This window comes from Bradyrhizobium sp. 1 (assembly GCF_023073315.1).
Lineage (GTDB): Bacteria > Pseudomonadota > Alphaproteobacteria > Rhizobiales > Xanthobacteraceae > Bradyrhizobium.
The window spans coordinates 25,527-46,153 of record NZ_JADPJH010000038.1 but is presented as its reverse complement, the minus strand read 5'-3'; the positions used below and the strand labels follow the sequence as shown (position 1 = coordinate 46,153).

General features: G+C 64.6%; 19 protein-coding genes. 11 read left to right on the top strand and 8 right to left on the bottom strand.

All coding sequences use genetic code 11. The features are described 5' to 3' along the window. Nucleotides 1-3: 3 nt before the first annotated feature. Entirely contained in the window at nucleotides 4-780 is a 777-nt protein-coding gene (locus tag IVB29_RS36120; RefSeq protein ID WP_247508197.1) for a transglycosylase SLT domain-containing protein, read from the bottom strand. A gap of 282 nt (nucleotides 781-1,062) precedes the next feature. Between IVB29_RS36120 and IVB29_RS36115 the strand changes: the two genes are divergently transcribed. After that, entirely contained in the window at nucleotides 1,063-1,254 is a 192-nt protein-coding gene (locus tag IVB29_RS36115; protein WP_247508196.1) for a hypothetical protein, read from the top strand. 275 nt (nucleotides 1,255-1,529) lie between these two features. Here the strand turns inward: IVB29_RS36115 and IVB29_RS36110 are convergent, their stop codons facing one another. Then, entirely contained in the window at nucleotides 1,530-2,663 is a 1,134-nt protein-coding gene (locus IVB29_RS36110) for an alpha/beta hydrolase (RefSeq protein ID WP_247508195.1), read from the bottom strand. A 114-nt stretch (nucleotides 2,664-2,777) separates the two neighbouring features. After that, nucleotides 2,778-3,047 (bottom strand): hypothetical protein, encoded by a 270-nt coding sequence (locus tag IVB29_RS36105; protein ID WP_247508194.1) that lies wholly within the window; start codon nucleotides 3,045-3,047, stop codon nucleotides 2,778-2,780. A 78-nt stretch (nucleotides 3,048-3,125) separates the two neighbouring features. On the opposite strand from IVB29_RS36105, the gene pgm reads away from it, so the two are divergent. From pgm to IVB29_RS36085, 4 genes are all read left to right on the top strand, one after another. Further along, a complete protein-coding gene (gene pgm, locus IVB29_RS36100) occupies nucleotides 3,126-4,772 on the top strand; it encodes a phosphoglucomutase (alpha-D-glucose-1,6-bisphosphate-dependent) (protein ID WP_247508193.1) in 1,647 nt (548 codons plus the stop codon). A 217-nt stretch (nucleotides 4,773-4,989) separates the two neighbouring features. Next, entirely contained in the window at nucleotides 4,990-6,039 is a 1,050-nt protein-coding gene (locus IVB29_RS36095; protein ID WP_247508192.1) for an aromatic ring-hydroxylating dioxygenase subunit alpha, read from the top strand. A gap of 3 nt (nucleotides 6,040-6,042) precedes the next feature. After that, on the top strand, nucleotides 6,043-6,795 hold the full coding sequence (locus IVB29_RS36090; RefSeq protein WP_247508191.1) for a GntR family transcriptional regulator: 753 nt from the start codon (nucleotides 6,043-6,045) through the stop codon (nucleotides 6,793-6,795). A 10-nt stretch (nucleotides 6,796-6,805) separates the two neighbouring features. Beyond that, nucleotides 6,806-7,786: a PDR/VanB family oxidoreductase gene (locus IVB29_RS36085; RefSeq protein ID WP_247508190.1), complete on the top strand. Its 981-nt coding sequence runs from the start codon at nucleotides 6,806-6,808 to the stop codon at nucleotides 7,784-7,786. Nucleotides 7,787-7,871: 85 nt separating this feature from the next. On the opposite strand, the gene IVB29_RS36080 is transcribed toward IVB29_RS36085, so the two are convergent. Continuing rightward, a complete protein-coding gene (locus IVB29_RS36080; RefSeq protein WP_247508189.1) occupies nucleotides 7,872-9,833 on the bottom strand; it encodes an EAL domain-containing protein in 1,962 nt (653 codons plus the stop codon). Nucleotides 9,834-10,170: 337 nt separating this feature from the next. Continuing rightward, a complete protein-coding gene (locus tag IVB29_RS36075; RefSeq protein WP_247508188.1) occupies nucleotides 10,171-10,536 on the bottom strand; it encodes a nuclear transport factor 2 family protein in 366 nt (121 codons plus the stop codon). Between the two features lie 348 nt (nucleotides 10,537-10,884). On the opposite strand from IVB29_RS36075, the gene IVB29_RS36070 reads away from it, so the two are divergent. The 3 genes from IVB29_RS36070 to hemC are packed head-to-tail and all read left to right on the top strand — an operon-like array spanning nucleotide 10,885 to nucleotide 14,157. Further along, nucleotides 10,885-11,475 carry a TetR/AcrR family transcriptional regulator gene (locus IVB29_RS36070; protein ID WP_247508187.1) on the top strand — a complete coding sequence of 197 codons (591 nt, stop codon included), beginning with the start codon at nucleotides 10,885-10,887 and terminating at the stop codon, nucleotides 11,473-11,475. 50 nt (nucleotides 11,476-11,525) lie between these two features. Continuing rightward, nucleotides 11,526-13,151, top strand: coding sequence for a choline dehydrogenase (locus IVB29_RS36065; protein WP_247508186.1), 1,626 nt, complete (start codon nucleotides 11,526-11,528; stop codon nucleotides 13,149-13,151). A 25-nt stretch (nucleotides 13,152-13,176) separates the two neighbouring features. After that, a complete protein-coding gene (gene hemC / locus IVB29_RS36060) occupies nucleotides 13,177-14,157 on the top strand; it encodes a hydroxymethylbilane synthase (protein WP_247508185.1) in 981 nt (326 codons plus the stop codon). A 201-nt stretch (nucleotides 14,158-14,358) separates the two neighbouring features. Here hemC and hemE read toward each other — a convergent pair whose 3' ends face one another. Beyond that, a complete protein-coding gene (gene hemE / locus IVB29_RS36055; RefSeq protein WP_247508184.1) occupies nucleotides 14,359-15,393 on the bottom strand; it encodes a uroporphyrinogen decarboxylase in 1,035 nt (344 codons plus the stop codon). A 112-nt stretch (nucleotides 15,394-15,505) separates the two neighbouring features. Here hemE and IVB29_RS36050 point away from each other — a divergent pair, with 112 nt between their 5' ends. Together IVB29_RS36050 and IVB29_RS36045 are read left to right on the top strand one after the other, a co-directional pair. Further along, complete coding sequence (locus tag IVB29_RS36050) at nucleotides 15,506-15,721, top strand: hypothetical protein (RefSeq protein ID WP_247508183.1); 216 nt, start codon at nucleotides 15,506-15,508, stop codon at nucleotides 15,719-15,721. Between the two features lie 186 nt (nucleotides 15,722-15,907). Continuing rightward, complete coding sequence (locus IVB29_RS36045; RefSeq protein WP_247508182.1) at nucleotides 15,908-17,812, top strand: diguanylate cyclase; 1,905 nt, start codon at nucleotides 15,908-15,910, stop codon at nucleotides 17,810-17,812. 6 nt (nucleotides 17,813-17,818) lie between these two features. On the opposite strand, the gene IVB29_RS36040 is transcribed toward IVB29_RS36045, so the two are convergent. Both IVB29_RS36040 and IVB29_RS36035 read right to left on the bottom strand, forming a co-directional pair. Next, entirely contained in the window at nucleotides 17,819-18,049 is a 231-nt protein-coding gene (locus tag IVB29_RS36040; RefSeq protein WP_247508181.1) for a SlyX family protein, read from the bottom strand. Beyond that, a complete protein-coding gene (locus IVB29_RS36035; RefSeq protein WP_247508180.1) occupies nucleotides 18,039-18,821 on the bottom strand; it encodes a rhodanese-related sulfurtransferase in 783 nt (260 codons plus the stop codon). Before IVB29_RS36035 ends, IVB29_RS36040 begins: the two co-directional genes overlap by 11 nt. 197 nt (nucleotides 18,822-19,018) lie before the next feature. Between IVB29_RS36035 and ggt the strand changes: the two genes are divergently transcribed. After that, the gene (gene ggt / locus IVB29_RS36030) at nucleotides 19,019-20,605 is read left to right on the top strand and encodes a gamma-glutamyltransferase (protein WP_247508179.1); all 1,587 of its coding nucleotides are present in this window, start codon (nucleotides 19,019-19,021) and stop codon (nucleotides 20,603-20,605) included. The last annotated feature ends 22 nt before the right edge of the window (nucleotides 20,606-20,627 follow it).

Below are 20,627 nucleotides of genomic sequence, written 5' to 3'. Positions count from 1 at the left end.
GCCTCAGCGCGATGCGACCCTTTTCCATCTGGTTTCGATGCGCGCTTTGATGAGGCTGATCCTGGCCTCATGCGCCGCCCAATAGGCGCGGCTTGCCGCGGCCGTGCCTTGACGGAAGCGTGCATAGACCTCCTTGGGCCGTGACAGCGCCTTCGGGCTGCGCGCAATGCTCGTCGTCGTCGTCGCCACCACCGTCGACGGGACTGGAGCCGGTGCCGGCGCAGCCGTCGCGCCGGTCGCGACGGGTGAGTTCATGGCGAGGAGATGGTTGCGCGCGCGATTGCAATAGACCTGCGAACGGGGAGTCATCGTCTCCTCGCCGTGGCCGGCCCGATACTTCATCAGGGTGCGGCAGAGATCTCCGCCCGACAGACGCCACGCGCGGGCGAGATAAAGCACGCCGTAGTGAATATTGGCGTCCGGCTTCGCAAGCTCTTCGGCTGTGCCCCGAAATCCGAGCATCGCCGCGGTTTCAGGTCGCACCTGCATGAGACCGACTTCGCCCACGCTGCCGACGACGCTCGAATTGTAGCCGCTCTCGACGAAGATGACGGCGTCGGCGAGATCGGCAGGCAAATTCGCCTTGCCGGTTTCAGAATCGACGATTCTCCGGATCTCGGCGCGTGACGTCGCCGTCTCCGCGGCACCGAGGTCTGGCGCACCCGCGGTGTACTGCTCGCCGTCACCAGCATGCGCGCAGCTCGATGCCAGCAGAAGGGCCGCGGCCGCGACGTTTCTCCACGTCGCCCCAAATCTGAAGTGAGCTCGATCCCGCGGCATAGGCATCAGATAGAGCGTTGGCGTTAATAAACTGCGGTCGCCCCGGGCAGGCTGTCCAGAGCAGGTATATCAGGTCAGGAGACGCAACCTCAGGACGGTAGCTGTAACAGGACAAAGGTGGCAGACTGCCTTTTTTATTGGCAGGTCGGGGGCGAAGCCACGCCTCCCTGGACTTCATTTAATTGCAGATCCCGTTTCGGTCTGGCTAGCGCCCTGAACTTTCCAAGCTGGTTTCGAATGGGCGCAACCATCCTGCGACATAGTTCCAGTCGGAGGTACTCCATGTCTGATGCAGTCAATCGCGCAAGCCTCGGAACGGACATGCTCACCGAAGAGCACGACGTCGCCAAGGCGCCGTTTGGCGATCGCGCCGTTGCGTTTGCCTATTTGACCCTGGTCGGCATTGCGATGGCCGGATGGCTCTATGGCATCATCCGTGTCGCGCTGGCGGCCGTGCGTTGGATGTTCGGCTAAACGGCAAAGTGACTGAGCTTGATCATTGCGCAAATGATCATTCCCCAAAGCGCGAAGTTGATCTGCAACGCCTCAGTCATTGCCAATCCCCGGTGCTTCCTGTCGCAGTCTCATTCTTGATGACGCGATCCGCTCCTGATCGAGCGGACGAGTTCGCGTTCAATTGGAAGGCGAACATTGGGCAAGGTCGGGCTTGACGCAATCCGTAGGGTTACGGCCCGACGCTGTTTTCCCGGCATGGATGGCGCTCTCAGGCTCCGCCGGAAAAGAGCCTCTTACCGTGCGCGGGCGCTCTGGTCCGTCAGTGTCCTCTGCGCAGGTCCGGCCAGCCGGTCGTCGATCGCATAGAGCGTGCAGCTGGGCGACCATTTCATGCAGGCGCCGAGCGAATCCCGCTGGGCGTCGTCGGTGGTGGTCCGACCCGAACGCCAGCCGTAACCGCCGTTCGGCGACACCGCAAAGGCCTTGTGCGGCATGGTGCTGGCGAGATAGCGGGAGAACTCGGTGCGCGCAGCCTCGTTGAGCTGGCCCGGCGGCGGCAGCGGATCGGGCGGGCTCAGAAGGTCATGGCCGAGCCCGCGCTCGCGCAGGAAGGCCTCCACATACGGCGTCCATTGCGGCCGGCCCACCACCGAGTAGAGATAGTGGCCGTCATCGCCGTAGGGCGCCGCGGCGATGAATTTCGCGTTGCCGCCATTGCCGCGAAACCCGTCATAGAGCCGGCGCGCGAGGCCGGGGCCGAAGAACAGATCGTTGGTCGCATAGACCCACAGCATGGGCACGCGCGAGGTTTTGCCGAAGCTGGCGAAGGCCTGCACCAGGCCATCCTGGTTGCACACGTCGTCGTCGTCGCGCGAGCCGCGGCCGCCGGCAAAGCTGATGGCGGCAACGAGACCCGCAGGCGCCTGCGCGGTCAGCGCAACGGTGGCGAGCCCGCCGGCGGAATGGCCCGCCGCGATCATGCCTGAGGTCGTGACGTCGGTCCGTCGCGCCATCGCATCGATCGCGGCGCGCAAATCCGCGACCGCAACCGCCGCCGCTGGAAGGTAGGAGGCATTGGCGCAGTTGCCGATACTGTCGACGCGCCCGCCCGGCGAGGTGCCGTAGCCGCGTCGCATCACGACCAGCGCGGCAAAGCCGCGCCGGGCATATTCGAGCGCAATGCCGTAATATTTGTGCGCCGACATGGTCGCGCGATCGTCAAAACTGCGCGGCGAGCCGTGGCTGAGCAGCGCGAGCGGATAGCGCTTCGTGCCGGCCGGGCGAACCAGAAACGCCTCCAGCCCCTGCGGCCCTGCCTCCGCCATCGGAATGCGCAGATCCTCGGTGTAGAACTCCGCGGCACGCGCCGGCGCGCCGGCCACGACGAGGCCGGCGATCAGCAGGAGCAGCTTGCGCGAAACAGCCATGGGACGATTCGAAAGGCGGCGATGGCGCGGACCATAGCACGGTCGCCGGGCTTGATGCCGTGAACACCCATCCATCACGGGTCTGACACGGCGGCCAAGTCCCCGCCGTCCCGGTCACCGCGCGATCGGCGGCTCGGTGGATGTGAACGCCTGGCGGGTGGGCCCGGCGCTGTCGTGCAGGGTTTGTTCGATCCGCCGCTTCACCTTCGCCATGTCGTGGTCCACGGAGGCGTAGCGCAGCATGGCGTTGCTCTGCACATGTCCCGGGTCGGTCAGGACAAAGGAACCAGCAAGCAGCAGGGTCGTTGCGAAAATGGCCACGGCAGTCTTGTGGTCGGCAAATGCGGCCGTTTGTTGCTGGCGCGGTCCCAAAGCAGTCTTCAAAAGGCTTCCAGTTTGGCAGGCACCCGCCGGATGCTATGGTATCGCCCACAATCTCTACGACAGGACGAGGATATTTCAGTGGCTGATGTTCATCCCGCGGCGGGCAAGCTTGTCTCGCCGGACGCGCTCACCAACGTTCCGCGGCTGGTGACGGCCTATTTTGCCGGCAAGCCCGACGTCGCTGACCTCGCGCAGCGCGTGGCGTTCGGGACATCGGGCCATCGCGGCACCTCCTTCAAGAACACCTTTAACGAGGGCCATATCCTCGCGACCACGCAAGCGATCTGCGACATCAGGCGCGAGAAAGGGCTGACCGGTCCGCTCTTCATCGGCATCGATACCCATGCGCTGGCCGAGCCGGCGCTGGTCAGCGCCATCGAGGTCTTTGCGGCCAATGGCGTCGACATCATGATCGACAAGGACGGCGGCTACACGCCGACGCCTGTGATCTCGCACGCGATCCTGACCTACAACAAGGGCCGCACATCTGGTCTTGCGGACGGCATCGTCGTCACGCCCTCGCACAATCCGCCCGAAGACGGCGGCTACAAATACAATCCGCCGCATGGCGGCCCGGCCGACACCGACGTCACCGGCGTCGTCGAGAAGCGGGCCAACGCCTATCTCGCCGACAGTCTCAAGGGCGTGAAGCGCATCGACTATGCCAAGGCGAAGAAATCCGCGAATGTCCACGCCTACGACTTCATCACGCCTTACGTTGCCGATCTCGGCAATGTCGTCGATCTCGATCTCGTCAAATCCGCCGGTATCAATATCGGCATCGATCCGCTCGGCGGCGCCGCCGTGCATTACTGGCATCCGATCATCGAGCGCTACGGCCTGAAGGCCACCGTGGTGAACGAGGCGATCGATCCGACCTTCCGCTTCATGACGGTGGACTGGGACGGCAAGATCCGCATGGATTGCTCCTCGCCTTACGCGATGGCGGGCCTGATCGCGATGCGCGACCGCTTCGACGTCGCCTTTGCCAACGACACCGACGCCGACCGCCACGGCATCGTGACGCGCACCGGCGGCCTGATGAACCCGAACCATTATCTGGCGACCGCGATCTCCTATCTGTTCGCGCACCGCCCGAACTGGGGCAGGGATGCCGCGATCGGCAAGACCGTGGTGTCGAGCTCGATCATCGACCGTGTCGCCAAAAAACTCGGCCGCAAGCTGGTCGAGACGCCGGTCGGCTTCAAATGGTTCGTCGATGGGCTCCTCACCGGCGGCTTCGGTTTCGGCGGCGAGGAGAGTGCAGGGGCCTCGTTCCTGCGCCGCGACGGCACGGTGTGGACCACCGACAAGGACGGCATCATCCTCGGCCTGCTCGCCGCCGAGATCATGGCCAAGACCGGCCGGGACCCGAGCCAGCTGTTCAACGAGCTCACCGCCGAGCTCGGCGTGCCGCATTACGCCCGCATCGACGTTGCCGCCACGACGCCGCAGAAGAACATTTTGAAATCCGTCACGCCCGAGCAGCTCGGCCTGAAAGACCTCGCCGGCGACCCCGTCCGCTCTACCCTGAGCAAGGCGCCCGGCAACGGCCAATCGTTCGGCGGCATCAAGGTCGAAACCGATTTCGGCTGGTTCGCGGCAAGGCCGTCGGGGACGGAGGACGTCTACAAGATCTACGCCGAGAGTTTTCGCAGCACCGACCACCTGAAGCGGATTCAGGAAGAGGCCCAGGCCGGGCTGAAGAAGGTGTTTGGGGCGTAGGGCGCCAAGCCGAAGCGCCGTGCCGCCTCTCCGACCAAGGAAGGCCTCGCCGTACCACATGGTGTCATCGCCCGCGCAGGCGGGCGATCCAGCGAAGGTCGCAATGTATACATCATATCGAAAATAGGTATTATTATACGTCACAATCGCCCTTGAACGATTCTATCTCCCCGCTATTGTATACATAACGCATACATAAGCTATTGGGAGATCGCCGGTGACAAAACCCTTCCCCATGAACGCCTGGTACGCAGCCGCTTGGGACGCCGACGTCAAGCCGGCGCTGTTGCCGCGGACGATCTGCGGCAAGCACGTTGTCATGTACCGCAAGGCCGACGGCGCGGTGACCGCGCTGGAGGATGCCTGCTGGCACCGCCTGGTGCCGCTGTCCAAGGGTCGGCTCGAAGGCGACACCGTCGTCTGCGGCTATCACGGCCTGAAATACAATGCGCAAGGGCGCTGCACCTTCATGCCCTCGCAGGAAACCATCAACCCGTCGGCCTGCGTCCGCGCCTATCCCGTGGTCGAGCGCCATCGCTACATCTGGCTCTGGATGGGCGATCCCGCGCTCGCGGACCCCGCGCTGGTGCCCGACATGCACTGGAATCACGACCCGGCCTGGGCCGGCGACGGCAAGACCATCCGCGTCAATTGCGACTACCGCCTCGTGCTCGACAACCTCATGGACCTCACCCACGAGACCTTTGTGCACGGCTCCTCCATCGGCAACGAGGCGGTCACCGAGGCGCCGTTCGACGTCACCCATGGCGAGAAGACCGTCACGGTGACGCGCTGGATGCGCGGCATCGAGCCGCCGCCGTTCTGGGCGAAGCAACTCGGCCAAAGCGGCCTCGTCGACCGCTGGCAGATCATCCGCTTCGAAGCGCCGTGCACCATCGCCATCGACGTCGGCGTGGCGCCGACAGGCACCGGCGCGCCGGAAGGCGACCGCTCGCAGGGCGTCAACGGCTTCGTGCTCAACACCATCACGCCCGAGACCGAGAAGACCTGCCATTATTTCTGGGCCTTCGTGCGCAATTATCAGATCGGCGAGCAGCGCATCACCACCGAGATCCGCGAAGGCGTCTCCGGCATCTTCCACGAGGACGAGCTGATTTTGGAGGCGCAGCAGCGCGCGATGGACGAGAATCCCGATCGCATCTTCTACAATCTCAACATCGATGCCGGCGCGATGTGGACGCGCAAGCTGATCGACAAAATGGTGGCAAAGGAAAATCCGCCGCCGCGCCTTCAGGCCGCGGAGTAAATCATGGCTGAACGCGAGGTCGACCGCTCCGTCTCGCAGACCGTGAAGGCGCAACTCGCGTTGCGCGACCAGATCCTGTCCGGCTCCCTGCGGCCGGGCGAGCGCATTTCCGAGCTCCAGGCGGTGGAGACCACCGGCGCCTCGCGCACGCCGGTGCGCATGGCGCTGGTGCGGCTGGAGGAGGAGGGGCTCTTGGAGGCGATCCCCTCCGGCGGCTTCATGGTGAAGGCGTTTTCCGAGCGCGACATCTCCGATTCCATCGAGCTGCGCGGCACGCTGGAGGGGCTCGCCGCGCGCTTCGCCGCCGAGCGCGGCGTCTCCGCGCGCGAGCTCGAGCCGCTGAAGGAATGCCTCGGCGCGATCGACGAATTGCTGCGTCAGGTGCCGATCTCGATCGAAGCGTTCTCGTCCTATGTCGCGCTGAACGCGCGCTTCCACGCGCTGCTCACGGAGTTGTCGCGCAGCCCGCCGGTGATCCGGCAAATCGACCGCGCTTCCGCACTGCCGTTCGCATCCCCAAGCGGATTCGTGATGGCGCAGTCGGCGTTGCCCGAGGCGCAACAGATCCTGATCATCGGGCAGGAGCACCACCGCGTCGTCATCGACGCCATCGAGAACCGCGAGGGCGCACGTGCGGAAGCCGTGATGCGCGAGCATGCGCGGCTTGCGGTGCGCAACTTGCGGCTCGCACTGCGCAACCGGACCCATCTCGATCTTTTGCCGGCGCTCGCGCTGATCAAGACCGCAACCGATTGAGGGGAATGCCATGCGTTTCATCGAAACCTGGATTCCGGCGACGCTCGTCTCGACGCGCGATCTTTCGCCTGGCATCCGCGAATTCCTGATCCGCCCCGATCAGTTCGACGGCGCCGCCTATCCGGTCGGCAGCCACATCAATCTCAGCGTGACCATCGACGGCCTGCCGGAGACGCGGTCCTATTCGCTGGTCGGCGAAGCCTCATCGCGTGGTCTCAGAATTGCGGTGCGCCGCGCCGAGGATTCGCGTGGCGGCTCGCGCTACATGTGGTCTTTGCAGCCGGGTGCACGGCTCGATATCACGCAGCCTGCCTCGCTGCTCGCGGTCGACTGGACCCGCCAGCATTATTGCCTCATTGCCGGCGGCATCGGCATCACCCCGATCCTCGGCGCTGCGCAGGCGCTGGCGCGGCGCGGAGCCGATGTCACGCTGCACTATGCGGTGCGCTCGCGCGGCGAGGCCGCCTATCTCGACGATCTCGCAGCCGTGCTCGGTGATCGCCTGGTCGTCCATGCCAGCGATGAAAGCCGGCGACTCGATCTCGACGCGCTGTTCGCCTCACTGCCGCAGGGCGCGCTGGCTTTGTTCTGCGGCCCGATGCCGATGCTGGATGCCGCGCGCCATGCATGGATCGGCGCCGGCCATCCGCTCCCCGATCTCCGCTATGAAACCTTCGGCTCCAGCGGCACGCTGCCGACCGAGACCTTTCGCGTCCGCCTGAAGGGCTCCGATGTCGAGCTCGAAATCCCGCGCGAGCGCTCGATGCTGGACGTACTCAATGCCAGCGGACACGACGTCATGTACGATTGCAAGCGCGGCGAATGCGGCCTCTGCGCCATCGACGTGATCGCCGTCGACGGCGAGATCGACCATCGCGACGTCTTCTTCAGCGACCATCAAAAGCAAAGCAACCAGAAGATCTGCACCTGCGTCTCCCGCGCGAGGGGCACGATTACGGTAGACACGCTGCTGCGGGCGGATGCGGTCTGAGGCGGCCCGAAGCCCGAGTCTCTCCCCGGCCCTCTCCCGCAAGCAGGCGAGGGGGCTCACCGCCGTTGTGCTCGGCACTTTCCGCCTACGCCGCAAACGTCGCCCGATACTTCCTCGTGTCGAGTAGCGCTAGCACCGCATCGGCTGCCACCGGCCGGCTGATCAGATAACCCTGGACTTCGTCGCAACTGATCTGACGCAGATATTCGAGCTGGTCGGCGGTCTCGACGCCTTCGGCGACCACGTCGATGTTGAGGTCCCGCGCCAGCGAGATCACCGACTTCACGATCGCGGCGCAGTCCGGCTGCACCAGCATGTCGCGGATGAAGGACTGGTCGATCTTGATGCGGCTGAAGGGGAGCTTGCGCAAATAAGTCAGCGATGAGAAGCCGGTGCCGAAATCGTCGAGCGCCACGGTGACGCCGAGCTCGAGCAGCGCGGTCAGGATCGCGCCGGCCGAGCCGTATTTCGACAGCAGCATCGATTCCGTGATCTCGATCTCGAGCCGGCTGGGAGAGACTTTTGCATCGGCCAGCGCCTGCACGATGGTCTGCAAAATACCGGTACTGTGAAACTGCGCCGCGGAGAAATTCACGGCGACCCTGATGTCTTCGGGCCAATCCGACAGCGTCGCGCAAGCCCGCCGGATCACCCATTCGCCGATCTCGTGGATCAGCCCGGTCTCTTCGGCGATGCCGATGAACTCGCTCGGCGGCACCAGTCCGCGCTGGGGATGCTGCCAGCGCAGCAACGCCTCGAAGCCGGTGATGCGGTTCGCTGCCAGGTCGAGGAACGGCTGGAACACGAGGAACAGCTCGTCGCGCGAAATGGCGCCCTCGAGGTCGGCTTGCAACGCCTTGCGGTCACGCGAAACTCTGTCGTCGGCTTCCTCGAAGAAGCAGATCGTGCCGGGACCTGCCTTCTTGGCGCGATAGAGCGCGGCATCCGCATTCTTCATGATGTCGAGCTGCGTGTTGCCGTCGCGCGGCGCCAGCACGATGCCGACGCTGGTTGCGCCGGCGATCTGGCGGCCCTCGATCTGGAACGGCTCGGTGAAGGCCGCAACGAAGCGCTCGGCGATCTCGAGCGCATCTTCGGGCCGCGCCAGATTGGCCATCACCAGCGCGAACTCGTCGCCGCCGATGCGCGCGACATGCTCGGCCGCGCGCGTGCAGCGTTGCAGCCGGCTTGCGATCTGGATCAGAAATTCATCGCCGGCGGGGTGGCCGAACTTGTCGTTGACCTCCTTGAAGCGATCGAGGTCGAGCAGCAGCACCGCGAACTCTTCGCCCGACAGCGCAAGGCGTTTCAGCGCGGCATCGAGCGTCTCGTTGAAGGCGAAGCGGTTGGGCAGGAGCGTGAGCGGATCCTGCCGCACCGTGCGCTCGGCCTCGACTTGCCGTATCACGCGCCGCGCGAACGAGAATGAATTGACGAACACGGCACGCAGCAGCACGGCTCCGTAGACCACCACCAGGATCGCCACCAGCACATAGGCGGGATCGCCGTCCTTGCTGAGGCAAATGGCGATGCCGACGAAGATCGGGGCGGTGAATGCGATGGCCGCGACCGGAATGGTGGCGAAGGCAAGCGCGCCGCCGGCCAGCATTCCCGAGCAGAGGCAGGTGATGACGAGCTGGCCGCCGGAGGAGGCGTCGGCGAAGAAGGCGACCGGCACGATGCCCCAGGCGGCACCGAGGACGAAGGCATTGCGCACCAGCCGATGCATGGCGCGGCGCGAGACGAATTGCGGTTTGGTGATCCGGCGCGAGGCGTGGGATTGCAGCCCGAACGCGATCGCGGCACCGGCGACGACGACCGCCCAGATCAGGGCCAGCGTCCAATCCGCCGAATGCCACAGCGCAATCGCCAGCACGATGGCGTTGCAGGCATTGGCGAGCATGATGCCGACCGAATAGCCGAGGACCAGCGCCATCTGTTCGGCGCGGATATGGCCAGCCATGGCGTCGTCGGCCGCGGGACCGCCGAACACCGACAGATCGCCGGCAAACAGCCGCGCGACATAGCTGGTCAGTTGAGTCCGCATTCAAGAGCCTGCAGCAGCATGGGCCGTTCTTGTTCGGCTCGATCGGGAGAATTCGCCGTAAACCTTTGACGAACTATGAATTATCTCTGCTTACCGCGGCCGCCGCGACCACTTCTGCGTGTTGGTCACGGAGTATCGATAACAAATCGATGCAAATGCGGCGCCTCGCGTTACGGCTGTAACGAGAGGAAACATGATCTCCGCTCGCTCCGCTGTCATGCCCGGCTTGGCCGGGGCATCCAGTACGCCGCAGCCTATCGATTGAATCACAATCGTCTCGGCGTACTGGATCGCCCGGTCAAGCCGGGCGATGACAGCGGTGTACTGGGTTTGCGTATCACCGCCCCAGCTGCTTCGGATCGTAATAAAACCGTTCCTCGATCAGCTGATCGCCGCGCCAGGTTTGCCAGGCGATTTCATCCATCGTTCGGATGACGCCTTCGGCGTTGGTGAAGCTGAATGTCCAGCGCGTCGCGACATGGTTGCCCTCGATCAGGCTCGGACCGATGCGGACGGCCTTGACCTCCTTGAATGCGGCGAGCACGCCGCGCTCCTTGGCCGCCAGTTTCTCCCGTCCGACGGTCGGCGCCGCGTTGTTCTCGTAGGTCGCTGCGTCAGGCGTATAGTATGTCTCGATCGCGCCGACGAAGTCCCCGTCCTCCAACCGCTTCGCGAAATCTTCGACGATGTCACGGCTCGGCATGGGCCACCTCACGATTAAAACCGACTGATAGTCGGTAAATACCGACCGGTGGTCGAAAAGTCAACTGGAGGTGTGAGGCGAATTCGATTAGAGCCTGATAGATCAGACTCGCTGGCCGCCCCGACGGAAGTGCGTTCCCTCCCCCCTTGTGGGGGAGGGCTAGGGAGAGGGGTAGCCCAGGAAAAGGTATCGGTTGTTGTTGATGCACTGAGGGCAGGTTCGAGATCGATAGGATCCCCGTGTGGCACCCCTCTCCCTGCCCCTCCCCCACAAGGGGGGAGGAAACGGAAAGACCGCCGCTGTCGGCCTAACTCGCTTCGGCTTCACCCATCACTCTGACGAGGACTCGTGGCCAAACAGGCGGAGCGGCGGGCAGCGACGACGGAGGCGATCCTGACGGCGGCGCGCCACCTGTTCGGGACGCAAGGCTTTGCCGCGACCACGATGGACGAGATCGCGGAGGCGGCCGGCGTCGCCAAGGGCGCGGTCTATCACCACTTCAGGACCAAGGAGGCGGTATTCGCCGAGGTGTTCGATTCCGTCTCGCGCGACCTCGTCGCCGAGATCGACGGCACCGTGCGCACTGAGAAGGACGTGCTCGCCGCGATGATCGCCGGCACCCAGCATTACTTTGCCGCGACCGCCAAGGGACCGACCGGCCAGATCATCCTGCGCGATGGCCCGGCTGTGCTCGGCTGGGAGCGCTGGCGCGAGATCGACGCAAAACACTTTGGCGGCAAGATGCCGCGTGCGCTCTCGGTGGCGATGGAAGCCGGTCTGATCGCGCGGCAGCCGGTCGAGCCTCTGGCGCGGCTGCTGCTGGGCGCGGTCACGGAAGCCGCGGTCGCCTGCGCCGGGCGCGCCGATATCGCAAGGGCGGGCGCGGAATACGCCCGTGCGTTCAAGTCGCTGGTCGAGGCGCTGCGCGTGCGCGCATGATTGTGCTAGTGACGAAACGGAAACGCCCACGCCAACAAAAAGAATAGCGCATGAACGCAAATTCCTCCCTTGCACCGTCTGACCCTGAATTCGACTACATCGTCGTCGGCGCCGGCTCGGCCGGCTGCGTGCTCGCCAACAGGCTTTCCGCGAACGGCAAGCACAGCGTGCTGCTGCTCGAGGCCGGACCTAAGGATTCCAACATCTGGATCCACGTGCCGCTTGGATACGGAAAGCTGTTCAAGGAGAAGACGGTCAACTGGATGTACCAGACCGAGCCGGAGCCCGAGCTGAAGGGGCGGCAGGTGTTCCAGCCGCGTGGAAAAACGCTGGGTGGATCGAGCTCGATCAATGGTCTGCTTTATGTCCGCGGCCAGCACGAGGATTACGATCGCTGGCGCCAGCGCGGCAATGCCGGCTGGGGCTATGACGATGTGCTGCCCTATTTCAAGAAGGCCGAGAACCAGACGCGCGGCGCCGATCAATATCACGGCAGCGGCGGGCCGCTGCCGGTCTCCAACATGGTCGTGACCGATCCGCTGTCGAAGGCGTTTATGGACGCCGCGGTCGAAACCGGTCTGCCCTACAATCCCGACTTCAACGGTGCCACGCAGGAAGGCGTCGGCCTGTTCCAGACCACGACGCGCAATGGCCGCCGTGCCTCGACCTCGGTGGCTTATCTCGGTCCAGCAAAGACGCGCGGCAATCTCAAGATAGAAACCTCCGCGCTCGGCCAGCGCGTACTGTTCGAGGGCCGCCGCGCAGTCGGCGTCGAGTACCGGCAAGGCGCCACGTTGCGCCGCGCGCGTGCGCGCAGGGAGATCGTGCTGTCGAGCGGCGCCTACAACTCGCCGCAGCTGCTCCAGCTCTCCGGTGTCGGGCCTGCCGATCTGCTGCGCAAGCATGGCATCGATGTGGTACTGGACGCGCCGGGCGTCGGCCACGACCTCCAGGACCACATGCAGGTCCGTATCGTGATGCGCTGCTCGCAGAAGATCACACTGAACGACACCATCAATCATCCGCTTCGCCGCACCATGGCCGGCGCGCGATATGCGTTGTTCCGGAAAGGCTGGCTGACGATCGCGGCGGGCACCGCGGGTGCGTTCTTCAAGACCAGTCCACGGCTGGCTTCGCCCGATATCCAGGTGCACTTCCTGCCGTTCTCGACCGACAAGATGGGCGAGAGGCTGCACGATTTTTCCGGTTTCACGGCGTCGGTGTGCCAGCTCCGGCCCGAAAGCCGCGGGTCCTTGCGGATCAAAAGCGCGGACCCGACCGTGCCGCCGGAAATCTGCATCAACTACATGTCGACCGAGACCGACCGCACCACCAACGTCGAAGGTCTGAAAATCCTGCGCAGGATCTTGAATGCGCCGGCGCTGAAGCCGTTCGTGGCCGGAGAGTACGATCCCGGGGCGAAGGTATCCACGGACGCCGAGCTGCTTGATTATTGCCGCGAGCGCGGCAGCACCATCTACCATCCGACCTCGACCTGTCGTATGGGCAATGACGCGCTCGCGGTGGTGGACCAGCGGCTGAAGGTGAGGGGGCTCGAAGGCCTTCGAATCGTCGACGGCTCGATCATGCCGGACCTCGTGTCGGGAAACACCAATGCGCCGATCATCATGATCGCCGAAAAGGCCTCCGACATGATATTGGAGGATGCGCGGTAAATACGCGGTTCGAAAGGAAGACGGTTTGGCTACGCGATTCAAGATCGGCACCCGCAAGAGCGCGATGGCGCTGGCACAGACGGAAGAGATCGCGCGCCGCCTGACCGCCGCCATGCCCGATCTCGACGTCGAGATCGTCAAGTTCGACACCACGGGCGATCTCGACCAGACCAGCAAGCTGCTGCCGCATGGCGGCAAGGGCGGCGCCTTCGTGGCGCAGATCCGTGCCGCCGTGCTCTCGGGCGAGCTACACGCGGCGATGCATTCGCTGAAGGACATGCCCGGCAACGAGGACACGCCGGGCCTCGTCATCGGCGCCACGCTGTCGCGCGATCCCGCAAGCGATGCGCTGGTGCTGCGCGGTGGCGTGACGCTGGAGGCATTGCGCCAGTCCCGCGGCAAAGGTTTCAAGATCGGCACCAACGCAGTCCGTCGTGCAGCCTATGCGCGGCGGTTATTCCCGGACGTCGAGGTGATTCACTTCCGCGGCGCAGCCGATACACGCGTGCGAAAGCTCGACAATGGTGAGATGCAGCGCCTGCCGGATGGCGGCGCTGTCGGTCCTGCGGATGCGCTGATCATGGCGCGCTCGGGCCTTGATCGTGTCGGTCTCTCCAACCGCATCGCCTATGAATTCAACGCGGCGGAGATGCTGCCCGCGGCAGGGCAGGGCATCGTCGCGGTGGAATGTGCCGCGCAGGACTGGCAAACGCGAAAAATCCTGTCATCGATCGACGATCCCGCTGCGCACGCCTGTGCCGACGCCGAGCGCGAGGTGCTGTGGGTGCTGAACGGTCACTGCAACTCGCCGATCGCGGGCTTCTCGACCATATCAGGCGATCAGATGTCGCTCACGGCGTCCGTGCTCGATCTCTCCGGCAACACCATCATCGAGGTCTCGCACACAGGCCCGGCCAATCGCCCGCGTGAGCTCGGTCGTGCGGTCGGTCTCGATCTGCTGAGCAAGGGCGCCGCCGAGATCATCGAGCGCAGCCGGCCGCGCTAGCTGGCCTGCGAAATCACGATCGGCGGGATGATGTCATCATGCTCCTGTTTTGCCCGACGTGTCAAACCTCAGTGCGATCCAGTGCGATGACGGGCCACTGATTTCAGCGCGCTCTAAGTCATTGATCGGGCGTGGTGTCTCTACTGTGCATGGGGTTGTTTTCGCGTTTTTTGTTTTTGTGCTCCACCAGGAGCTAAAAAATTACCCCCGCACGCGCCTCAGCATCTGCTCGACATGGGCGATCGGCGTCTCCGGCTGGATGCCGTGGCCGAGGTTGAAGATGAACCGCCCTTGCGCAAAGTTCGCCAGCGTGTTGTCGACCGCACGGTCGAGCGCACCGCCGCCGGTGATGAGCACCAGCGGATCGAGATTGCCCTGCACGGCGACCTTGCTCTGTACGCGCTCGCGGATGAAGGCCGGCTCCGCGGTCCAGTCGATGCTGACCGCGTTGACGCCGGTCGCTTCGACATAGCCAGGCAGTTGCGCGCCGGCGCCGCGCGGAAAGCCGATGATCTTCGCATCCGGCACCTTTGCGCGCACGCCTTCGACGATACGCCGCGTCGGCTCGACCGACCAGCGCGCGAACTCGACAGGCGGCAGCACGCCGGCCCAGGTATCAAAAATCTGCAAGACGTTGGCGCCGGCAGCGAGCTGTGCCAGCAGATATTCGATCGAGCTCTCCACGAGCACGTCGATGATTTTCGCGAACGCCTCCGGATGCCGGTAGGCCATCATCCGCGCCGGCGCCTGGTCGGGCGTGCCGTGGCCCGCGACCATGTAGGTCGCAACCGTCCATGGCGCCCCGCAGAAACCGATCAGCGCGATTTTTTCATCGAGCGCACCGCGCACGAGCTTGAGCGCGTCGAACACCGGCGCAAGCTTGCCGAAATCGGCATGCGCGGCGAGCGTCGCGACCTTGGCGGGATCATCCAGGGGCTCGAGCCGCGGACCTTCGCCAACCTCGAAGCGCACGGAGCGGCCGAGCGCGTAGGGGATCACCAGGATGTCGGAGAAGATGATCGCCGCATCGAAGCCGAACCGGCGGATCGGTTGCAGCGTGACCTCGGCGGCGAGCTCCGGATTGAAGCAGAGATCGAGGAAGCCGCCGGCCTTCGCCCGCAGCTCGCGATATTCCGGCAGATAGCGGCCGGCCTGGCGCATCATCCAAACCGGCGGGATGACCTGCCGCTGGCCGGAGAGCACGTCGATGAAGGGTTTTGTCGCAGACTGGGGCACGAACTGTCCTGACGCAGAATTGAGGTTCCTGATACACCGTGTGAGGCCGGAGCGGAACAGGGGAACCAGCGCAAAAGCGCCGCGTTGACCAAGCCATCGGAGGAGGAATTCCATGGCTCAGACATTCAACCCCGCGCCGCACGACAAGCACGCCGACGATCTGCATGAGGCACTCGCCGCCGATCGCCATGCCAAGCTCGATACCGGGTTGGAAGATACCTTCCCCGCGTCCGACCCCGTGAGCGCCGTGCAGCCCACGCCCTCGAAGGCCGATGCTGACGCCGACAATCCCTCGCTCTGGGAGAAGGTTAAGGCGATCTTCAGCTAGCGCGATCTTCAGCGCAGGCAGGGGCGCCGGTTTCCGATAGGCTTGCTAAGACCTTGTTAGTGATCTGCGGAAGCCCCGGTCCGTAGGAGTACGGGAAAACCCGCATATCGCTGCGAATGTCGGAAAGCGTTTCAAGGTTCAATAACAGAAGCGGCAGAAGTTCCGATGATCGGAGATTTCTGCCGCATGAACGTCGCCTCACAGAGAGCCGGATGGAGCCGCCTGCCGCTGCGCGCGGCGGCGTTCGTCGTGCTCACTTGCATGACCATCCTCGGCGTCAGTGGCTGGCGTGAATGGGCCGCCCGCGACCAGGTGCTCAAGGGCGCCGAGACCGAGATGGCGAACGTCGCGCGCTCGCTGACCCAGCATGCCGAGGACAGCCTCGATCTGCTCGATTACGGTGTGGTCGGTGTGGTCAGCCGGCTGGAGATCGACGGCACCAATCCTGACACCATCGCCAAGCTCAGAAACCTCCTGGAGGCCCGCAAGACGGCGATGGACCGCGTGCACAGCCTCGCAGTCATCGACGACCAGGGCAATTCGCTGACCTCACCCGGTACGATCGGCTCGACGTTCAGCGACGATGCGTTCTTCCGCTATCATCAGCTGTCCCCGAAACGAGAGGCCCATGTCGGGCACCCCGTGAAGAGCCTGCTCGACGGCGAATGGGTCGTCACATTGTCGCGCCGCTTCGACAAGCCGGACGGCAGCTTTGGCGGCGTCGTGCTCGCGGCCATCAGCTCGAAATTTCTTTCGCACTTCTACGAGCAGTTCGAGATCGGCCGCAATAGCTCGGTGACGCTGATGTATGGCGACGGCCTGATCATCGCGCGCAACCCCGGCAACGACAAATTCGTCGGGCGTAGCGTTGCCGACACCCAGCTTTTCCGCGACGCCGGCCTGCAACGGCCCTTCGGCGCCTATCATTTCAAGTCGCCACTTGATGGCGCAGAACGCGTCAGCTTCTTCAATCGCTCAGGCCGTTACCCGCTGGTTCTGCTCGCCACCGTCGACAAGGACGAGTTGCTCGCACCCTGGCGCGCAGCCGCGATTTCCCGCATGCTCTACGTGCTCGCGCTGGTGATGCTGATCGCGGTCATCGGCGCGGTGCTGGTGCGGCAGTTGCAGCGGGGCCAGCGCATGGCCGCGGCGCTGGTCGAGAAGGAAGCGCATTTCCGCCTGCTCGCGGAAGGCTCCAGCGACATGGTGACGCGCATCGGGCTCGACGAGAGGCTGCGCTATGTCTCGCCATCGTCGGCCCGCGTCGTCGGCTGGCGCGCCAACCAGCTGATCGGCACACCGGCACTTGCCGGAATTCATGCGGAAGATCGGCCGCAGGTCCAGGCCATCGTCGATGCCATGAGGCGCGGCGACACGGAGGAGGCGCGCGTCACCTACCGTAACACGCACCGGACGAACACCGAGGTCTGGCTCGAATCGACCATGCGGGTCACGCGCAAGGACAACGGCAAGGTCGACGGCGTGGTTGCGATCTCGCGCGACATCACCGAGCAGAAGAAGCTGGAGACCCGGCTCGAGACGCTTGCGATCGAGGACAGCCTCACCGGGCTTGCCAACCGCCGCCGCTTCGACGAGCGGCTCAACGAGGAATGGGCGCGCGCCTATCGCGACCGCTCCAGCCTCGCTCTGCTGATGATCGACGTTGATCATTTCAAGTCCTACAACGACGAATACGGCCATCCCGCGGGCGATGCCTGTCTGCGCGTGGTGGCGCAGGTCATCGCGGCCGAGATGAAGCGCCCCGGAGATCTGGCTGCCCGCTATGGCGGCGAGGAATTCGCCATGCTGCTGCCGAACACCGATGCCGCCGGCTGTGCCCGGATCGGCGAGCGGATCCGCAGGGCCATCCGCGAGGCGGGCCTCGTCCACGGCACCAATCATGCGTCAGGCTACGTCACGGCTTCGCTTGGCGGCGCAACCTGCCGGCCGGCGCTGGAGCGCACCGCCGGCATAGGCACACTCGTCGAAGCCGCCGATCAGGCGCTCTATGCGGCGAAGGAAGCCGGGCGCGACCGCCTGATGATGTCGGTCGAGGTGGCGCGCCTGCTGCCCAGGGCGGTCGGCGAGTAAGAGAGATCAATAATGCGGCGGGGGCTCATTGGCTGCGCCCGGCGCATTCGCCTCGGCTTCCTGAAGCCGCTCGCCGAGCTCTGTGATCTTCCGCGTCAGCGCGTCGATCTGCTTCCACTGCGCGGTGATGGTCTGGTTCAGCGTCTCGATGGTGTCGTCCTGATAGGCGATGCGCGTCTCCAGCGCGTCGATGCGCTCGCCAAAAATCTCAGCAAGAGTCTTGATCTCATTCGTCACGTGCCGCGTCCTTGTCCCGTTCGCGAAGTCCAATTTGTTGCAGGCCGTGTTCTCGAAGACCATGGCCAAGCGCGACGCGCTCGTCGAACACAAAACATTCGCCGCGCCAGCGGCTCTGCGCTTCCGGCACCGCTTCCAGATATTTCAGAATGCCGCCCTTGAGGTGATAGACCTCGGCAAAGCCGCGCGCCAGCAGATGCGCGCTCGCCTTCTCGCAGCGGATGCCGCCGGTGCAGAACATCGCGATTTTGCGGTGCTTGGCCGGATCGAGCTTCTCGGCGGCAAATTCCTTGAATTGACCGAAGCTCTTGATGTCAGGATCGACCGCGCCCTCGAACGTGCCCATTGCCACCTCGAAGGCGTTGCGGGTGTCGAGCACGAGGGTGTCGGGTGCTGCGATCAGCGCGTTCCATTCGCTGGCGTCGATATAGGTGCCGACCTGACGCGTCGGATCGGCGGCCTCGTCCCCGAGCGTGACGATCTCCTTCTTCAGCCGCACCTTGAGCCGGCCGAACGGCATCGCTTCGGCCGTCGAGAATTTCAGTTCGAGATTGTCCAGCCGACCGCCGAACAGGACGCCGTGGGCGAGCTCGTGGGCGAAGGCGTCGATCGCCTCGGGCGCGCCTGCGATCGTGCCATTGATGCCTTCGCCCGCCAGCAGCACGCTGCCCTTCAGCCAGAGGTCAGCGCAGAACGCGCGCAGCGGCTCGCGCAGCTCGCGGTAATCGGGCAGGGCGGCGAATTGATAAAAGGCGGCGACCTTGGTGATCATGGCGGCTCGTTTAGCAGGCGGGCGGCGCCCGGAAAACCCGCATGGCCGAAGGTTAATAGCCGCCTATACGCCCAGCGGATGGCAGCCATTTCCCTGGTATGCCAGCATTGCCCGGATAGGCCCGAATGTGTCATGTAGGCTTGGTTTTCCGAGATGGCGCCCCAGGTGCGCCCACGGCTGAAGAGAGCAAGAATTCGATGAGAAACTTCCACTTCCCCGGCAGGTCCACGGTCCACGCCACCAACGCGATGGTGGCGACCTCGCATCCGCAGGCCTCGCTGGCCGCGATCGAGGTGCTGCGCGAGGGCGGCACGGCGGTGGACGCGGCGGTGGCGGGCTCGGCCGTGCTCGGCGTGATCGAGCCGCAATCGACCGGCATCGGCGGCGACTGTTTTGCGCTGATCCAGCCGCGCGGCGAGGGCAAGATCATCGCCTATAACGGCTCCGGCCGGGCGCCGAAGGCGGCCAACGCCGACTGGTATCTTGAGCGCAAGATCAATTCCGTGCCGCTGACCTCGGCGCATGCGGTCTCGATCCCCGGCGTGATCGATGCGTTCGCGACCGTGCTGCGCGATCACGGCAAGTTCGGCTTCGACCGGCTGCTCCAGCCCGCGATCAAGGCGGCCGAGGAAGGCTACGTCGTTGCGCCCCGCATCGCCTTCGACTGGAAGAACCAGTTCGAGAAGCTGAGGAACGGCACCAACACGGTTCGCTACCTGCTGCCGGGTGGCAAGCCGCCGGTGGCAGGTGACGTCATCCGCCAGGCCGAGCTTGGCAAGACGCTGCGCGCGATCGCCAAGGACGGCCGCGACGCCTTCTACAAGGGCCCGATCGCCGAAGATATGGTCGAGACCCTGCGCGGCATCGGCGGCTTGCACACGCTCGACGACTTCGCCGCGCACACCACCGAGACGACGACGCCGATCGGCACCATGTACAAGGGCTACGACGTCTGGCAGTGCCCGCCGAACGGCCCGGGCCTCACCGCGCTCTTGATGCTGAATATCCTGTCGCGGTTCGATCTGACGAAATACGCGCCGCTCAGCATCGAGCGCTTCCACCTGGAGGCTGAAGCAGCCCGCATCGCCTATATGCATCGCGAGCTGCACGTCGCCGATCCTGATCATATGCAGGTCGAGGTCTCCAGGATCCTGGCCAAGGAGTTCTGCGACGAGCACATCGCAAAAATCCGCATGGACGGCATGCTCGACCTGCCGAACGTCGCGCCGCCGATGAATCCCTCGACCATCTACATCACGGTCGTGGACAAGGATCGCAACGTCTGCTCGTTCATCAATTCGATCGCGCATTCCTTCGGCTCGGCCATCGTCTCGAACAAGACCGGCGTGCTGTTGCAGAACCGCGCCGGCGGCTTCCGCATTCAGCCCGGCCATCCCAACTGCATCGCCGGCGGCAAGCGTCCGCTGCATACGATCATGCCGAGCCTGATGACCAAGGGCGGCCGCTCCGTGATGCCGTTCGCGGTGATGGGCGGCCAGTATCAGCCGGTCGGCCAGACCCATGTCGTGACCAACATTCTCGACTTTGGCTGCGATGTGCAGGAGGCGATCGACATGCCGCGCGGCCTGCACTACGAGGGCCAGTACCAGCTCGAGGACAGCGTGCCCGCCGACATCGTCGAGGGCCTGAAGAAGCTCGGCCACAAGACCACCAGCGTGGTCGGCCCGCTCGGCGGCGCCCAGGCGATCTGGATCGATTGGGACAAGGGCACGCTGACCGGCGGTTCGGACCCGCGCAAGGACGGCTGCGCGCTGGGCTACTGAGAGGAGCGCAGGGCTGGAAACC

Excerpts from the sequence above, each read along its gene's own strand:
- IVB29_RS36110 (WP_247508195.1), bottom strand. The coding sequence starts at position 2,663 with ATGGCTGTTTCGCGCAAGCTGCTCCTGCTGATCGCCGGCCTCGTCGTG.
- IVB29_RS36050 (WP_247508183.1), top strand. The coding sequence starts at position 15,506 with ATGGCTCAGACATTCAACCCCGCGCCGCACGACAAGCACGCCGACGAT.
- IVB29_RS36075 (WP_247508188.1), bottom strand. The coding sequence starts at position 10,536 with ATGCCGAGCCGTGACATCGTCGAAGATTTCGCGAAGCGGTTGGAGGAC.
- IVB29_RS36120 (WP_247508197.1), bottom strand. The coding sequence starts at position 780 with ATGCCGCGGGATCGAGCTCACTTCAGATTTGGGGCGACGTGGAGAAAC.
- IVB29_RS36065 (WP_247508186.1), top strand. The coding sequence starts at position 11,526 with ATGAACGCAAATTCCTCCCTTGCACCGTCTGACCCTGAATTCGACTAC.
- IVB29_RS36035 (WP_247508180.1), bottom strand. The coding sequence starts at position 18,821 with ATGATCACCAAGGTCGCCGCCTTTTATCAATTCGCCGCCCTGCCCGAT.
- IVB29_RS36090 (WP_247508191.1), top strand. The coding sequence starts at position 6,043 with ATGGCTGAACGCGAGGTCGACCGCTCCGTCTCGCAGACCGTGAAGGCG.
- IVB29_RS36045 (WP_247508182.1), top strand. The coding sequence starts at position 15,908 with ATGAACGTCGCCTCACAGAGAGCCGGATGGAGCCGCCTGCCGCTGCGC.
- IVB29_RS36115 (WP_247508196.1), top strand. The coding sequence starts at position 1,063 with ATGTCTGATGCAGTCAATCGCGCAAGCCTCGGAACGGACATGCTCACC.
- IVB29_RS36080 (WP_247508189.1), bottom strand. The coding sequence starts at position 9,833 with ATGCGGACTCAACTGACCAGCTATGTCGCGCGGCTGTTTGCCGGCGAT.
- ggt (WP_247508179.1), top strand. The coding sequence starts at position 19,019 with ATGAGAAACTTCCACTTCCCCGGCAGGTCCACGGTCCACGCCACCAAC.
- IVB29_RS36085 (WP_247508190.1), top strand. The coding sequence starts at position 6,806 with ATGCGTTTCATCGAAACCTGGATTCCGGCGACGCTCGTCTCGACGCGC.